The organism is Mycobacterium sp. E2497, assembly GCF_001668695.1.
GTDB lineage: Bacteria > Actinomycetota > Actinomycetes > Mycobacteriales > Mycobacteriaceae > Mycobacterium.
The window spans coordinates 14,854-28,557 of record NZ_LZKD01000242.1 but is presented as its reverse complement, the minus strand read 5'-3'; the positions used below and the strand labels follow the sequence as shown (position 1 = coordinate 28,557).

General features: G+C 70.9%; 15 protein-coding genes. 11 read left to right on the top strand and 4 right to left on the bottom strand.

Annotated elements, in window-relative coordinates:
• The first annotated feature begins 15 nt into the window (after window positions 1-15).
• Genes bioB through A5713_RS22950 form a run of 3 tightly spaced genes read left to right on the top strand, consistent with a single transcriptional unit; the run spans window position 16 to window position 1,945 of the window.
• Window positions 16-1,050, top strand: a complete 1,035-nt coding sequence (gene bioB / locus A5713_RS22960; protein WP_068098485.1) for a biotin synthase BioB — start codon at window positions 16-18, stop codon at window positions 1,048-1,050.
• A 14-nt stretch (window positions 1,051-1,064) separates the two neighbouring features.
• Window positions 1,065-1,292, top strand: a complete 228-nt coding sequence (locus A5713_RS22955) for a hypothetical protein (protein WP_067923353.1) — start codon at window positions 1,065-1,067, stop codon at window positions 1,290-1,292.
• Complete coding sequence (locus A5713_RS22950) at window positions 1,289-1,945, top strand: DUF2567 domain-containing protein (protein ID WP_067923334.1); 657 nt, start codon at window positions 1,289-1,291, stop codon at window positions 1,943-1,945. The genes A5713_RS22955 and A5713_RS22950 overlap by 4 nt, the downstream gene beginning before the upstream one ends.
• Here the strand turns inward: A5713_RS22950 and A5713_RS22945 are convergent.
• Complete coding sequence (locus A5713_RS22945) at window positions 1,940-3,280, bottom strand: lipase family protein (RefSeq protein ID WP_068098484.1); 1,341 nt, start codon at window positions 3,278-3,280, stop codon at window positions 1,940-1,942. The two genes, A5713_RS22950 and A5713_RS22945, sit on opposite strands and share 6 nt — an antisense overlap.
• Before the next feature lie 182 nt (window positions 3,281-3,462).
• Complete coding sequence (locus A5713_RS22940) at window positions 3,463-4,182, bottom strand: NUDIX domain-containing protein (protein WP_068098483.1); 720 nt, start codon at window positions 4,180-4,182, stop codon at window positions 3,463-3,465.
• Between the two features lie 46 nt (window positions 4,183-4,228).
• On the opposite strand from A5713_RS22940, the gene nadA reads away from it, so the two are divergent.
• Genes nadA through nadC form a run of 3 tightly spaced genes read left to right on the top strand, consistent with a single transcriptional unit; the run spans window position 4,229 to window position 7,700 of the window.
• A complete protein-coding gene (nadA, locus tag A5713_RS22935) occupies window positions 4,229-5,278 on the top strand; it encodes a quinolinate synthase NadA (RefSeq protein ID WP_068098482.1) in 1,050 nt (349 codons plus the stop codon).
• Complete coding sequence (locus A5713_RS22930; protein WP_068098481.1) at window positions 5,275-6,849, top strand: L-aspartate oxidase; 1,575 nt, start codon at window positions 5,275-5,277, stop codon at window positions 6,847-6,849. Before nadA ends, A5713_RS22930 begins: the two co-directional genes overlap by 4 nt.
• Complete coding sequence (gene nadC / locus A5713_RS22925; protein WP_068098480.1) at window positions 6,849-7,700, top strand: carboxylating nicotinate-nucleotide diphosphorylase; 852 nt, start codon at window positions 6,849-6,851, stop codon at window positions 7,698-7,700. The genes A5713_RS22930 and nadC overlap by 1 nt, the downstream gene beginning before the upstream one ends.
• A 5-nt stretch (window positions 7,701-7,705) precedes the next feature.
• Here nadC and A5713_RS22920 read toward each other — a convergent pair whose 3' ends face one another.
• Window positions 7,706-8,272, bottom strand: coding sequence for a TetR/AcrR family transcriptional regulator (locus tag A5713_RS22920; protein WP_068098479.1), 567 nt, complete (start codon window positions 8,270-8,272; stop codon window positions 7,706-7,708).
• A 40-nt stretch (window positions 8,273-8,312) separates the two neighbouring features.
• Here A5713_RS22920 and A5713_RS22915 point away from each other — a divergent pair, with 40 nt between their 5' ends.
• Window positions 8,313-9,341 (top strand): alcohol dehydrogenase catalytic domain-containing protein, encoded by a 1,029-nt coding sequence (locus A5713_RS22915; protein ID WP_068098478.1) that lies wholly within the window; start codon window positions 8,313-8,315, stop codon window positions 9,339-9,341.
• A 100-nt stretch (window positions 9,342-9,441) separates the two neighbouring features.
• On the opposite strand, the gene A5713_RS22910 is transcribed toward A5713_RS22915, so the two are convergent.
• Window positions 9,442-9,864: a nitroreductase family deazaflavin-dependent oxidoreductase gene (locus A5713_RS22910; protein WP_068098477.1), complete on the bottom strand. Its 423-nt coding sequence runs from the start codon at window positions 9,862-9,864 to the stop codon at window positions 9,442-9,444.
• Between the two features lie 116 nt (window positions 9,865-9,980).
• Here A5713_RS22910 and hisD point away from each other — a divergent pair, with 116 nt between their 5' ends.
• From hisD to hisH, 4 genes are read left to right on the top strand one after another with little or no spacing between them, the layout of a single operon-like run.
• Window positions 9,981-11,309 (top strand): histidinol dehydrogenase, encoded by a 1,329-nt coding sequence (hisD, locus tag A5713_RS22905; RefSeq protein WP_197516456.1) that lies wholly within the window; start codon window positions 9,981-9,983, stop codon window positions 11,307-11,309.
• Window positions 11,306-12,442 (top strand): histidinol-phosphate transaminase, encoded by a 1,137-nt coding sequence (locus tag A5713_RS22900; protein ID WP_068098475.1) that lies wholly within the window; start codon window positions 11,306-11,308, stop codon window positions 12,440-12,442. Before hisD ends, A5713_RS22900 begins: the two co-directional genes overlap by 4 nt.
• A complete protein-coding gene (hisB, locus tag A5713_RS22895; RefSeq protein ID WP_067920806.1) occupies window positions 12,439-13,059 on the top strand; it encodes an imidazoleglycerol-phosphate dehydratase HisB in 621 nt (206 codons plus the stop codon). Before A5713_RS22900 ends, hisB begins: the two co-directional genes overlap by 4 nt.
• Window positions 13,056-13,676, top strand: a complete 621-nt coding sequence (gene hisH / locus A5713_RS22890; RefSeq protein WP_068098474.1) for an imidazole glycerol phosphate synthase subunit HisH — start codon at window positions 13,056-13,058, stop codon at window positions 13,674-13,676. Before hisB ends, hisH begins: the two co-directional genes overlap by 4 nt.
• The last annotated feature ends 28 nt before the right edge of the window (window positions 13,677-13,704 follow it).

Genomic DNA, 13,704 nt, shown 5'->3' with positions numbered 1-13,704 from the left:
TGCAGGGGAGTACTGGTGACTCAAGCGGCCACTCGACCGGCGACCGGCGCCCACAACGCAGACATCCTGGCGGTTGCCCGCGACCAGGTGCTCGAGCGCGGTGAGGGACTGAGCCGGGAGCAGGTGCTGCAGGTGCTGCAGCTGCCCGACGACCGGCTCGACGACCTGCTGGCGCTGGCCCATGAGGTGCGCATGCGCTGGTGCGGCCCCGAGGTCGAGGTCGAGGGCATCATCAGCCTGAAGACGGGCGGCTGCCCGGAGGACTGTCATTTCTGCTCGCAGTCGGGGTTGTTCGCCTCCCCGGTGCGCAGCGCCCGGCTGGACATTCCCAGCCTGGTCGAGGCCGCCAAACAGACCGCCAAGTCGGGTGCCACCGAGTTCTGCATCGTGGCTGCCGTCCGCGGCCCCGACGAGCGGCTGATGACCCAGGTCGCGGCCGGCATCGAGGCGATCCGCAACGAGGTCGAGATCAACATCGCCTGCTCGCTGGGAATGCTGACCGCCGAGCAGGTCGAGCAGCTCTCGGCGATGGGCGTGCACCGCTACAACCACAACCTGGAGACGGCCCGGTCGTTCTTCACCAACGTCGTGACCACCCACACCTGGGAAGAGCGCTGGCAGACCCTGTCGATGGTGCGCGACGCCGGGATGGAGGTGTGCTGCGGCGGCATCCTGGGCATGGGCGAGACGCTTGAGCAGCGCGCGGAGTTCGCCGCCGAACTGGCCGAGCTGGGGCCCGACGAGGTGCCGTTGAACTTCCTCAACCCGCGGCCCGGCACGCCGTTCGGCGACCTCGAGGTGCTGCCGGTGGCCGAGGCGCTGAAGTCGGTGGCCGCTTTCCGCCTGGCGTTGCCGCGCGCGATGCTGCGGTTCGCCGGGGGCCGCGAAATCACCCTGGGTGACCTGGGCGCCAAGAAGGGCATCCTGGGCGGCATCAACGCGGTGATCGTCGGCAACTACCTGACCACGCTCGGCCGTCCGGCCGAAGCCGATCTGGAACTGCTGGACGACCTGCAGATGCCCATCAAGGCGCTCAACGCCACCCTGTAAGAGACGTGGCGACTGTGGTTGGGGATCTGGGTGCTCCGGTCAGTGCCGGCGTCTACAACGTCTACACCGGGGAATTGGGGGGCACCGCAGTGCCGACAGCGGCGCAGTTGGGCCTGGAGCCGCCCCGGTTCTGCGCGGAATGCGGACGCCGGATGGTCGTGCAGGTTCGCCCCGACGGCTGGCGGGCGCGGTGCTCGCGGCACGGTCAGGTCGACTCCGTCGACCTGGAGGCCCACCGGTGACCCAGCCCGCGGAAACCGCGCCCCCCGCGACCGCCCCGGCCACGTCCCGGACCCGCGCCATCGCCGTCGCCGCTCTGGGCTCCCTGGCGCTCGGTGTGCTGATCGGCGGGCTGTGGGCGTGGATCGCGCCGCCCATCCACGCCGTGGTGGCGCTCACCCGCGCGGGTGAACGGGTCCACGACTATCTGGGCACCGAGTCGGAGCACTTCTTCGACGCGCCGTGCCTGATGCTCGGTCTGCTGACCGTGCTCGCCGTGGTGGCCCCGGTGCTGGCGTGGCAGTGGCGTGTTCGGCGCGGACCGGGAATGGTGGTCGCACTCGCGATCGGCATGGTGACCGTCGCCGCGGCCGCGACGGCGACCGGGGCGGCGTTGGTGCGGCTCCGCTACGGCGCACTGGACTTCGACGCGGTGCCGCTGTCGAAAGCCCCGTCGGTGGCGTATGTCATCCAGGCGCCGCCGGTGTTCTTCGCGGGCCATCCGCTGCGGGTGGCGCTGACCCTGCTGTGGCCGGCCGCTATCGCCGCGCTGCTCTATGCGGTGTTTGCGGCCGCCGACGCCCGCGACGACCTGGGCGCCTATCCTCCGGGCGGCCGGTCTGGCGACGCGCTGCCGGTGGGAGCCGGGGGCGCACCGGACACGCCCCTGTCATAGCGGACGGCGGTGAATCCTCCGGCCGAAGATGACCTTGGCGGCGATCTTGGCCAGGCGCGCCATCCCGACGTAGGTCATCGGGTGGAACATCGTCGGCCAGGTGGTCCGGATCAGATGCTCGGTCAGCGGCCGGCGGTCGAACCGGTCCGTGAGCCAGCGCAGCGTCATCGGAGCCGACAGCGGGTGTAACAGCATGTGCTCGTTGAACGCGTCGCGATGGTAGGTGACCTGGGCGCCGCCTGCCGAATAGGCGTCGGCGAGCACGTCGATGTCCTTGACGTCGATGAGGTAGTCGTGGACCGCCTGCACGATCAGCACGGGCGGCGTCGGGACGGCCGCACCCAGCTTGATGTTCTCGAACACGTGGGTGACCTCGGGCGTCGAGAGGATGCTCTCGAGCGGCTCGTCGAGGTAGTCACCCATGTTCTTGCCGGCCATCCGGATGACCGCCTCCACGGTGGTCATCTTCTCGAGCGATTCGAGCAGGGCGCGCCCCTCCTCGTTGCTGTGCTCTTTGATCACCCGGTCCAGCTCGGGGTAGATGTGGGCGAGCGCGGCCACCACCAGCGCGGGCAGGCCCGACAGGAAGCTGCCGTTGAGCCTGCGGAAGGTGTTGCCCAGGTCGCCGACTGGTGATCCCAGCACCGCCCCGACGACGTCGAGCTCGGGCGCGTACTCGGCGCACACTTCGGCGGCCCAGGCACTGGCCAGGCCGCCGCCGGAGTAACCCCACAACCCGATCGGCGCCGACGGGGACAACCCGAGGCGGTCCGAACCCAGCGCCGCCCGGATGCCGTCCAACACGCGATAGCCGGGCTCGTACGGCGCACCCCAGAGGCCGTGCAGGCCCTCGTGGTCGGGCACCGAGACGGCCCAGCCCTCGGCGACGGCGGCGGCGATCAGGAAGTACTCGAACTGACCGATGGCGCCCAGGGCCTTCGCCCTGCGCCGGAGCGCGTAGGACGGGAAGCAGCGCGACGACACGGCGTCGATCGCGCACTGGTAGGACAGCAGCGGGCAGGGCCGTTCCGGGGCGAGCTCGGCCGGGACGATCACCGTCGTCACGGTCGCCTCGGGCTCGCCGTTCATGTCCATCGTCCGGTAGAGCAGCTGCACCGCCTTGACCGGCTGTGGAATCAGGCCCAAAAACGCCAGCTCCACGTCGCGCGAGCGCAACACCGTCCCGGGCTCGGCGTGTTGGAACCCCAGTGGTGGCTGGTAGAACGGGTCGTCCGAGGGCAGCAGCGGGCGTACTTTGCGCTGCAATTCCTCGTGTGGGGGCCGGGCGATCCACTCCGCCCCGCGTGTGCCTGCCAGATTGCCGAGCTCAGCCATTGAGGCTCCCTTCTAGGCCACCCGGCATTCTCGCCCATGAACGGCAGGTAACCAAAACGCAATCGCCGCATCGTGGGCGACTTCTCGCCGGGAAAGGCAGTCAGGCGCGCCACGGTTGCCGATTCACCTGTGTCCCCCGACCGGGCTTTCCGCAAACTTGCCGGGTCGGGCGCCGCGGGCCGTCAGACCTGGCCCGGCTGCCCGGGGGGCCGCAGCGCGGCGAATTCGTCGGTGACCCGCAGCCGGGAGTCGGTGAAGTGGTACAGGGCCGCCGGCCGGCCTCCGCTGCGACCGGACTGCGCGATGGTGCCGGTCTGGCTGATCACGCCGCGGCGGACCAGCACGCGTTGCAGGTTCGTCGCGTCGACCTGGTAGCCCAGCGCGGCGCCGTAGATGTCGCGCAGCGTGGACAACGCGAATTCCTTTGGCGCCAAAGCAAACCCGAGGTTGGTGTAGGACAGCTTGGCGACCAGCCGGGCGTGGGCGTGGGTGACCATCGGGCCGTGGTCGAATGCCATCTCGGGCAGGCAGCTCACCGGGTGCCACCGCGTGTCCGGCGGCAGCTCGGGGGTGGCGGGGGAGGGCACCAAGCCCAGGAAGGTCGAGGCGATCACCCGGGCGCCCGGCACCCGGTTCGGATCGGAGAACACCGCCAGCTGTTCCAGGTGCGCCAGCTCCTTGAGGTCCACCTTCTCGGCCAGCTGCCGGCGGACCGAGCTGGTCATGTCCTCGTCGTTGCGCAGCCGTCCGCCCGGCAGCGACCAGGCACCGCGCTGCGGGTCCCTGGCACGCTGCCATAACAGCACGTTAAGCTGCGGTTTCTGTATTCGCGGGCCGTCCGTTACCTGGCGAACCTGAAACACCACCGCAAGCACCTCGTGTTCAGTGCTAGTATGGGCCATGTTTTCGATTATAAGTCGAAAACCTCCTGGGCTGAAAGGAGCCGCCGTGACGGTTATGAATCGCATGGACACGCTCGCCGAAGACATGATGGCCGACGTCACCAACACGCCCACCGGTTACACCGGTGTGGAGGGCGACGCGCAGTGGGCCGCGGAGATCCGCCGCCTGGCGAAGCTGCGCAGCGCCACCGTGCTGGCGCACAACTACCAGCTGCCCGCGATTCAAGACGTCGCCGACCACGTGGGGGATTCGCTGGCCCTGTCGCGGATCGCCGCGGAGGCGCCCGAGGACACCATCGTGTTCTGCGGGGTGCACTTCATGGCCGAGACCGCCAAGATCCTCAGCCCCGACAAGACGGTCCTCATCCCGGATCAGCGGGCCGGCTGCTCGCTGGCCGACTCGATCACCGCCGACGAGCTGCGCGCCTGGAAGGACGAGCACCCCGGCGCCGTCGTCGTCTCCTACGTCAACACCACCGCCGCGGTGAAGGCCCTCACCGACATCTGCTGCACGTCGTCCAACGCGGTCGACGTGGTGAACTCGATCGACCCCGACCGCGAGGTGCTGTTCTGCCCGGACCAGTTCCTGGGGGCCCACGTGCGGCGGGTGACCGGCCGCACGAACATGCACGTGTGGGCCGGTGAATGCCATGTCCACGCCGGGATCAACGGCGACGAGCTGTCCGAACAGGCCAGGGCGAATCCCGACGCCGACCTCTATGTGCATCCCGAATGTGGTTGTGCCACTTCGGCGTTGTACCTCGCCGGCGAGGGTGCCTTCCCGGCGGACCGGGTCAAGATCCTGTCCACCGGCGGCATGCTCGACGCCGCGCACCAAACCCGGGCCCGCAAGGTGCTGGTGGCCACCGAGGTCGGCATGCTGCATCAATTGCGCAGGGCCGCACCCCAGGTCGATTTCCGCGCGGTCAACGACCGGGCGTCCTGCAAGTACATGAAGATGATCACGCCCGCGGCGCTGTTGCGCTGCCTGGTGGACGGCGCCGATGAAGTCGACGTCGACCCCGAGATCGCGGCGGCGGGCCGGCGCAGCGTGCAGCGGATGATCGAGATCGGTCAGCCGGGGGGCGGCGAATGACCGCCCGCCCGGCCTGGACCGACAGCGCCGACGTCGTCGTCATCGGTACCGGCGTCGGGGGATTGGCCGCCGCGCTGGCCGCCCACCGCGCGGGGCGCCGCGTCGTCGTGCTGAGCAAGGCCGACCAGGCGCGCGGGGCGACGGCCACGCACTACGCCCAGGGCGGCATCGCGGTGGTCCTGCCCGACAACGACGACTCCGTCGAGGCCCACGTCGCCGACACCGTGGCTGCCGGCGCCGGCCTCTGCGATCCCGACGCGGTGACCTCCATCGTCGCCGACGGCTATCGGGCGGTGTCCGAATTGGTCGGTGCCGGAGCGCGATTCGATGAGGCGGCCCCGGGCCGCTGGGACGTGACGCGTGAGGGCGGGCACTCGCGGCGGCGCATCGTGCACGCCGGGGGCGACGCCACCGGCGCCGAGGTGCAGCGCGCGCTCGACCACGCCGCCCGGCTGCTGGACGTCCGCACCGGCCACGTCGCGCTGCGTGTGCTGCACGACGGCGCGGCCGTGACCGGCGTGTCCGTCGGCAACCGCGACGGGTACGGAATCATCGACGCGCCGGCGGTCATCCTGGCCTCCGGTGGCCTCGGGCACCTCTACGGCGCGACCACCAATCCCGCGGGCTCGACGGGCGACGGCATCGCGCTGGCGCTGTGGGCCGGCGTCGCGGTCAGCGACCTCGAGTTCATTCAGTTCCATCCGACGATGCTGTTCGGTGGGGGCGGCGGCCGGCGTCCGCTGATCACCGAGGCGATCCGCGGTGAGGGCGCGATACTGCTTGACCGGCAAGGCAAGTCGGTCACCGCGGGTGTGCACCCGATGGGCGATCTGGCGCCGCGCGACGTCGTCGCCGCGGCCATCGACGCGCGGCTGAAGGAAACCGGTGACCCGTGCGTCTTCCTCGACGCGCGCGGCATCGCGGGTTTTGCCACCCGGTTCCCGACCGTGACCGCCGCGTGCCGGGCCGCCGGCATCGACCCGGTCCGCCAACCCATCCCGGTCGTACCGGGGGCGCACTACAGCTGCGGCGGCGTCGTCACCGACGTCTTCGGGCAGACCGAACTGCCGGGGCTGTTCGCCGCCGGCGAGGTGGCGCGCACCGGCATGCACGGCGCCAACCGGCTGGCGTCCAACAGCCTGCTGGAAGGCCTGGTGGTCGGCGGGCGCGCCGGCAAGGCCGCGGCCGCGCACGCACTGGCGGCAGGGCGCGTCCGGGCCACAGAGTGCGAGCCGTCGGTTCACACCGCGCCGGACCGCCGCGAATTGCAGGCCGCGATGAGCCGCGACGCTTCGGTGGTGCGCGACGCCGCCGGGCTGAACCGGTTGTCCGACGCGCTCTCGGCGGCCCCGGTGCGCACCATCGCCGGCCGTCGCGACTTCGAGGACGTCGCGCTGGCCGTGGCCGCCCGCGCCGTGACCGCCGCCGCCCTGGCGCGCAGCGAGAGCCGGGGCTGCCACCACCGAGCGGAACACCCCGAGCCCGCGCCGGAGCAGGCGCGCAGCAGCGTGCTGCGGCTGGCCGACGACGGGAACTCGGTGCTGGCGGAGGCGCTGGCGGCGGTGGGCTGATGATGCTGCCCGACGAACGTAGCGCCGCTCAGGACACCATCCGGCGGGCTCTTGAGGAGGACCTGCGCTACGGGCCCGACGTCACCACCCTCGCGACGGTGCCCGCCGGCGCGGTGGCCACGGCGTCGATGGTGCCCCGCGAGGCCGGCGTGATCGCCGGCGTCGAGGTCGCGCTGCTGGTCCTCGACGCCGTCCTCCCCGGTGGCTACGAGGTGGTGCACAGCGTCGAGGACGGCGCCCGGCTGCAGCCCGGCGAGCCGGTGCTGACCGTGCGCGCGGACACCCGCGGCCTGCTGACCGCCGAGCGGACCATGCTGAACCTGGTCTGCCACCTGTCGGGCATCGCCACCACGACGGCGGCCTGGGTCGACGCCGTGAACGGCACCAAGGCCAAGGTCCGCGACACGCGCAAGACCCTGCCCGGGCTGCGTGCGCTGCAGAAGTACGCGGTGCGCGTCGGCGGGGGAGTCAACCACCGGATGGGCCTGGGGGACGCGGCGCTGATCAAGGACAACCACGTGGTGGCTGCGGGATCGGTCGTCGACGCGCTGCGGGCGGTCCGCGACGCGGCGCCCGATCTGCCGTGTGAGGTGGAGGTCGATTCGCTCGAGCAGCTGGACGAGGTGCTGGCCGAAAAGCCGGAGCTGGTCCTGCTGGACAACTTCCCGGTGTGGCAGACGCAGATGGCCGTGCAGCGCCGGGACACGCGCGCACCCGCCGTCCTGCTGGAGTCCTCCGGCGGGCTCAGCCTGGACAACGCCGCCACCTACGCGGCCACCGGGGTGGACTACCTGGCCGTCGGCGCGCTGACGCACTCGGTGCGCGCGCTCGACGTCGGCCTGGACATGTAGGCCCTTCAGCCACGCAGCAGCGTCCGTGCGGCGGGCTTGGCGGCGTCCAGCGCGCTCGCGTCCCCGGAGATCCGGGACAGGATCAGTGCCCCCTCGATCAGTGCGATCACCGCCAGCGCAACCTGTCTGGCCTCCGCTGCAGCCCAGCCGTCGGAGCGCAGGCGCTCGTCGATCGCCGCGCACCAGCCCCTGAAGGCGCGCGCCGACGCCTCGCGCACCAGCGGGCTCGCGTTGACCGACTCGGTGGCGATCGGCTCGATCGGGCAGCCGTCGCGGTGGTCGCCGGCCAGCCCCGCGGCCAGTAGGTCGATCCACCGATCGACGATGTCGGCGGCGGGGCGGCCTGTGGCCAGGAAGCGGCGCAGCAGTTGTTCGATACCGGCCCCCTCGCTGTCGACGACTGCGGCGGCCAGCTGTTGCTTGCCCTGCGGGAAGTGGTGATACAGCGAACCGGGTTTGACGCCGGTCTCCTCGAGGATCTGATTGAGGCCCGTCGCCGCGTACCCCTGGCGCCGGAACAGGGTGGCGGCTTTATCGATCAACGCTGCGCGGCTGCGATCCGGTCTCGGCACGCTGTTGACAATACTTGAGAGATCACTCAAGAATGCTGAGATGAGGCAGCTCACCTACGAAGAAGTCGGACGATACGCGTGGCGCGACGTCCCCGACCCGCAGATCACCGCGCCCGAACAGGCGCTGGTCCGGCCGCTCATGGTGGCCTGCTGCGACCTCGATGTCGCAGTCGCGCATGGCCGGCTGCCGTTGCCGCCGGGATACGCGGTGGGCCACGAGGGTTTGGCCGAGGTCGTCGCGGTCGGCGACGGCGTCAAGGGTGTTCGGGTGGGCGACCGTGTCGTGGTGCCGTTCCAGATCAGCTGCGGGACCTGCCGCGAATGCCGCCGTGGGGTGACCGGTTCATGCGGGTCGGGGCCCCTGATGGCGATGTACGGAATGGCGCCGATCGCCGGCCTCGACGGCGGCGGCTTCATGTCCGATCTGGTGCTGGTGCCGTACGCGGACGCAATGCTGATCCCAGTGCCCGACGGCGTCGACCCCGTCTCGATCGCGTCCCTGTCGGACAACATCCCCGACGGCTGGCGGACCGTGGGGCCGTTCGCCGATGAGCTGAATGCGCTCGACCCTGCCGACCGCCGCGTCCTGGTAGTCGGGCGGCTGTCGATCGGGTTGTACTCGGCCGCCTTCGCGGCGGCGCTGGGCGCCACGGTCGACTACGTCGACACCGACCCGCGGCGGCTGGCCGCCGCCGAGAAACTCGGTGCGGTGATCCACGACGTCGCCAAACCCGACAAGTCGTGGGATCCGTATCCGGTCACCGTGCACACCACCGGCGATGCGGCGCTGCTCTCGGCCACACTGCGTGCTACCTGGCCGGACGGCGTGTGCACCGACACGGGGATCTACCCCGAATACAAGGTCGAGATGCCGTTGCTGCCGATGTACACCCGTGGTGCGCAATTCATCACCGGACGAGTGAGCGCGCGGACGGTCATTCCGCAGGTGCTCGAGCGGCTCGCCGACGGCCTGGATCTGGCGCCGGCCGTCGATCGCGTCGTCGCCTGGGACGACGCGCCGTCGGCCTGGCCGACGATGAGCGGCAAAACGGTCTTCACCAGGGCGTAGACCGCTGGCGCGTGCGTCCGGGGCTTCGAGTGTGCGCCCAGGCCGCTCCCCAGCGGCGTGTGACCGCCGTGAGCGCACGCGCAAAAGAGCGCGCCCGTCGTCAGGAGATGTCGCCGACGAACATGCCGACCCGCCCCAGCTGCATCCGGGCCATTCGTGGCAGTTGCTCGGCGTCGGGGCCGTCTGAGCCGGCCGGCAGGATCCGCGGGTTGGTGATGTGTACCACGCGATTGCGGCTGTACTGCACGTCGGCCTCGCCGGCGGCCAGCACGTTCTTGACCCAGTTCGTCTTGCCGTGGGCCAGCGCGATCGCCAGCAGGTTCCCCTTGCGGTAGGGGGTGATGATCGTCTCGTACGGCGTGCCCGAGGTGCGGCCGCGGTGCTTGATGGTGGCCGTGCCGGGCAAAAAGCGGGCGATCGGCTTGACCGCCGGGTTGAAATACTTGATCTGAAAGCGCTCGAACCAGGGCGGAAACACCATTGGGACGCCCGGCGCGTTGTTGGGATGATCCTTCGCGGACATGACGGCTCCCTGAGTTGGATGGGGCTTACCCGGCCTTATATGGGGCACTGTACCGGTCGAATATCGACTTGAGTTGCTCTGGGACAATGGTGGCGATGAGTACCGCTTCAGCACCCGTGATGGCCCGCATCGACCTGCGGGGCGTTCAGCTGACGGCTGCCCGGTTGCGGACGGCGCTGCCGCGCGGGGGCGCCGACGTGGAGAGCGTGCTGCCCAGGGTGCGCCCGATCGTCGAGGCCGTCGCCGAGTGCGGCGCCGAGGCGGCCCTGGAGTTCGGGGAGTCGTTCGACGGGGTGCGGCCCGCGGCGGTCCGAGTGCCCGCGGCGGCGCTGGAGGCGGCGCTCGCCGAATTGCATCCCGACGTCGTCGAGGCCCTGCGGGTGATGATCGAACGCGCCCGCGCCGTGCACGCCGACCAGCGCCGCAGCGACGTCACCACCACGCTGGGGCCGGGCGCGACGGTGACCGAGCGGTGGGTCCCCGTCGAACGGGTTGGCCTGTACGTGCCCGGCGGCAACGCGGTGTACCCGTCGAGCGTGGTGATGAACGTGGTGCCGGCGCAGGTCGCGGGCGTCGATTCGCTGGTGGTGGCCAGCCCGCCGCAGGCCCAGTCGCAGGGTCAGTTCGAAGGCCTGCCGCACCCGACGATCCTGGCCGCCGCCCGGCTGCTGGGGGTCGACGAGGTGTGGGCAGTCGGCGGCGCGCAGGCGGTGGCGCTGCTGGCCTACGGCGGCACCGACACCGACGGTGGGGAACTGGCGCCCGTCGACATGATCACCGGCCCGGGCAACATCTACGTCACCGCCGCCAAGCGGCTGTGCCGTTCGCGCGTGGGCATCGACGCCGAGGCCGGGCCGACGGAGATCGCCATCCTGGCCGACCACACCGCCGACCCGGCGCACGTCGCCGCCGACCTGATCAGCCAGGCCGAACACGACGAGATGGCGGGCAGCGTGCTGGTCACCCCCAGCGCGGAGCTGGCCGACGCCGCAGCCGCCGAGGTGGCCGCCCAGCTGCGCACGACCGTGCACCGCGACCGGGTGGCCACCGCGCTCGGCGGCCGCCAGTCCGCGATCATCCTGGTCGACGACCTGGACGCCGGCGTCAAGGTGGTCAACGCTTACGCCGCCGAGCACCTGGAGATCCAGACCGTCGACGCGGCGAAGGTCGCCGGGCGAATCCGTTCGGCCGGTGCCGTTTTCGTCGGACCGTACTCGCCGGTCAGCCTCGGCGACTACTGCGCCGGCTCCAACCACGTCCTGCCGACCGCGGGCTCGGCCCGGCATTCCAGCGGCCTGTCGGTGCAGACTTTCCTGCGCGGCATCCACGTCGTCGACTACACCGAGGCCGCCCTCAAGGACGTCTCGGGACACGTCGTCACGCTGGCCAAGGCCGAAGACCTGCCGGCGCACGGCGAGGCGATCCGGCGGAGGTTCGAGCGATGACCGGCCCGGAGAACCCCACGCTGGACGACCTGCCCCTGCGCGACGACCTGCGCGGCAAATCGCCCTACGGCGCACCGCAACTGGCGGTCCCGGTGCGGCTGAACACCAACGAGAACCCGCACCCGCCCAGCCGTGCGCTGGTGGACGACGTGGTCCGGTCGGTGGCCGAGGCGGCCACCGACCTGCACCGCTACCCGGACCGGGACGCGTCTGCCCTGCGCCGCGACCTGGCCGGCTATCTCACCGCGCAGACCGGCGTGCCGCTCGGCGTGGAAAATGTCTGGGCGGCAAACGGTTCCAACGAGATCCTGCAACAGCTGCTGCAGGCGTTCGGCGGGCCCGGGCGCACCGCCATCGGGTTCGTCCCGTCGTACTCGATGCACCCGATCATCTCCGACGCCACGCGCACGGAATGGCTGGAGGGCGTCCGCGCCGACGATTTCAGCCTCGACCTCGACGCGGCGGTCGCCGCGATCACCGAGCGCCGGCCCGACGTGGTGTTCATCGCCAGCCCGAACAACCCGTCCGGGCAGAGCGTTTCGCTGCCCGCCCTGCGGCGGCTGCTCGACGCGGTACCGGGCATCCTCATCGTGGACGAGGCCTACGGCGAGTTCTCCTCCGAGCCCAGCGCCGTGGGGCTGGTGCGCGAGTATCCGACCAAGCTCATCGTCACCCGCACGATGAGCAAGGCGTTCGCGTTCGCCGGCGGGCGGCTCGGCTACCTGATCGCCACGCCCGCGGTGATCGACGCGATGCTGCTGGTGCGGCTGCCGTATCACCTGTCGTCGATCACCCAGGCCGCGGCCCGGGCCGCGCTGCGGCACGCCGACGACACCCTGGGCAGCGTCGCCACCCTGATCGCCGAGCGTGAACGCGTCACGAAGGCGTTGACCGGCATGGGTTTTCGGGTCATCCCGAGCGACGCCAACTTCGTGCTGTTCGGGCGGTTCACCGACGCCCCGGCCACCTGGCAGCGCTACCTGGACGCCGGCGTCTTGATCCGCGACGTCGGGATCCCGGGCTACCTGCGCGCGACCACCGGGCTGGCCGAGGAGAACGACGCCTTCCTGCGGGCCAGCGCCCAGATCGCCGCCACCGAACTGGCCCCAGCCACCCCAGTAGGAGCCCCGTGACCACTATTGCGACCCGGCGTGCGCGTATCGAGCGCCGCACCAGGGAATCCGACATCGTCATCGAGCTCGACCTCGACGGCACCGGCCAGGTCCACGTCGACACCGGTGTGCCGTTCTACGACCACATGCTGACCGCTCTGGGCAGCCACGCCAGTTTCGATCTGACCGTCCGCACCAAGGGCGACGTCGAGATCGAGGGCCACCACACCATCGAGGACACCGCGATCGCCCTGGGCCAGGCGCTTGGGCAGGCGCTCGGTGACAAGCGGGGCATCCGCCGGTTCGGCGACGCGTTCATCCCGATGGACGAGACGCTGGCCCACGCCGCCGTCGACGTGTCCGGCCGGCCCTATTGCGTGCACACCGGCGAGCCGGATCACCTGCTGCACACCACCATTGCCGGCAGCTCGGTGCCCTACCACACCGTCATCAACCGGCACGTCTTCGAGTCGCTGGCCATGAACGCCCGCATCGCGCTGCACGTGCGCGTGCTGTACGGCCGCGACCCGCACCACGTCACCGAAGCGCAGTACAAGGCGGTGGCCCGCGCGTTGCGCCAGGCCGTCGAGCCCGACCCCCGGGTGACCGACGTGCCGTCCACCAAAGGCGTTCTGTGACAAAACCATCCGTCGTCGTCCTGGATTACGGCTCGGGCAACCTGCGGTCGGCCCAGCGCGCCCTGCAGCGGGCCGGCGCCTCGGTGGAGGTGAGCGCCGACGCCGATGCGGCGGCCGCCGCCGACGGGCTGGTGGTGCCCGGCGTCGGGGCGTTCGAGGCCTGCATGACCGGCCTGCGCAGGGTCCACGGAGAACGCATCATCGCCGACCGGGTCACCGCCGGCCGCCCGGTACTGGGGGTCTGCGTCGGCATGCAGATCCTGTTCGCCAGCGGCGTCGAATTCGGTGTGCAGACAACGGGTTGCGGGCAGTGGCCTGGTGAAGTCACCCGGCTGGACGCCCCCGTGATCCCGCACATGGGCTGGAACGTCGTCGACGCCGGGGCCGGCAGCACCCTGTTCAAAGGGCTGGACCCCGACACGCGGTTCTACTTCGTGCACTCCTATGCCGCACAGCGATGGGAGGGTCCGCCCGAGGCCGTGCTCACCTGGGCCACTCGCCGGGTGCCGTTCTTGGCCGCGGTAGAGCAAGGGCCGCTGTCGGCCACCCAGTTCCACCCCGAGAAGAGCGGGGACGCCGGTGCGGCGGTGCTGCGCAACTGGATCGAGGCACTGTGATGAACCCCGCGAAACTGTATTCCGCTAC

What these genes read in the sequence shown, in the direction of transcription:
- A5713_RS22945 (WP_068098484.1), bottom strand. Translation starts at nt 3,280, where the DNA reads ATGGCTGAGCTCGGCAATCTGGCAGGCACACGCGGGGCGGAGTGGATC.
- A5713_RS22940 (WP_068098483.1), bottom strand. Translation starts at nt 4,182, where the DNA reads ATGGCCCATACTAGCACTGAACACGAGGTGCTTGCGGTGGTGTTTCAG.
- A5713_RS22930 (WP_068098481.1), top strand. Translation starts at nt 5,275, where the DNA reads ATGACCGCCCGCCCGGCCTGGACCGACAGCGCCGACGTCGTCGTCATC.
- nadC (WP_068098480.1), top strand. Translation starts at nt 6,849, where the DNA reads ATGATGCTGCCCGACGAACGTAGCGCCGCTCAGGACACCATCCGGCGG.
- A5713_RS22915 (WP_068098478.1), top strand. Translation starts at nt 8,313, where the DNA reads ATGAGGCAGCTCACCTACGAAGAAGTCGGACGATACGCGTGGCGCGAC.
- A5713_RS22910 (WP_068098477.1), bottom strand. Translation starts at nt 9,864, where the DNA reads ATGTCCGCGAAGGATCATCCCAACAACGCGCCGGGCGTCCCAATGGTG.
- A5713_RS22900 (WP_068098475.1), top strand. Translation starts at nt 11,306, where the DNA reads ATGACCGGCCCGGAGAACCCCACGCTGGACGACCTGCCCCTGCGCGAC.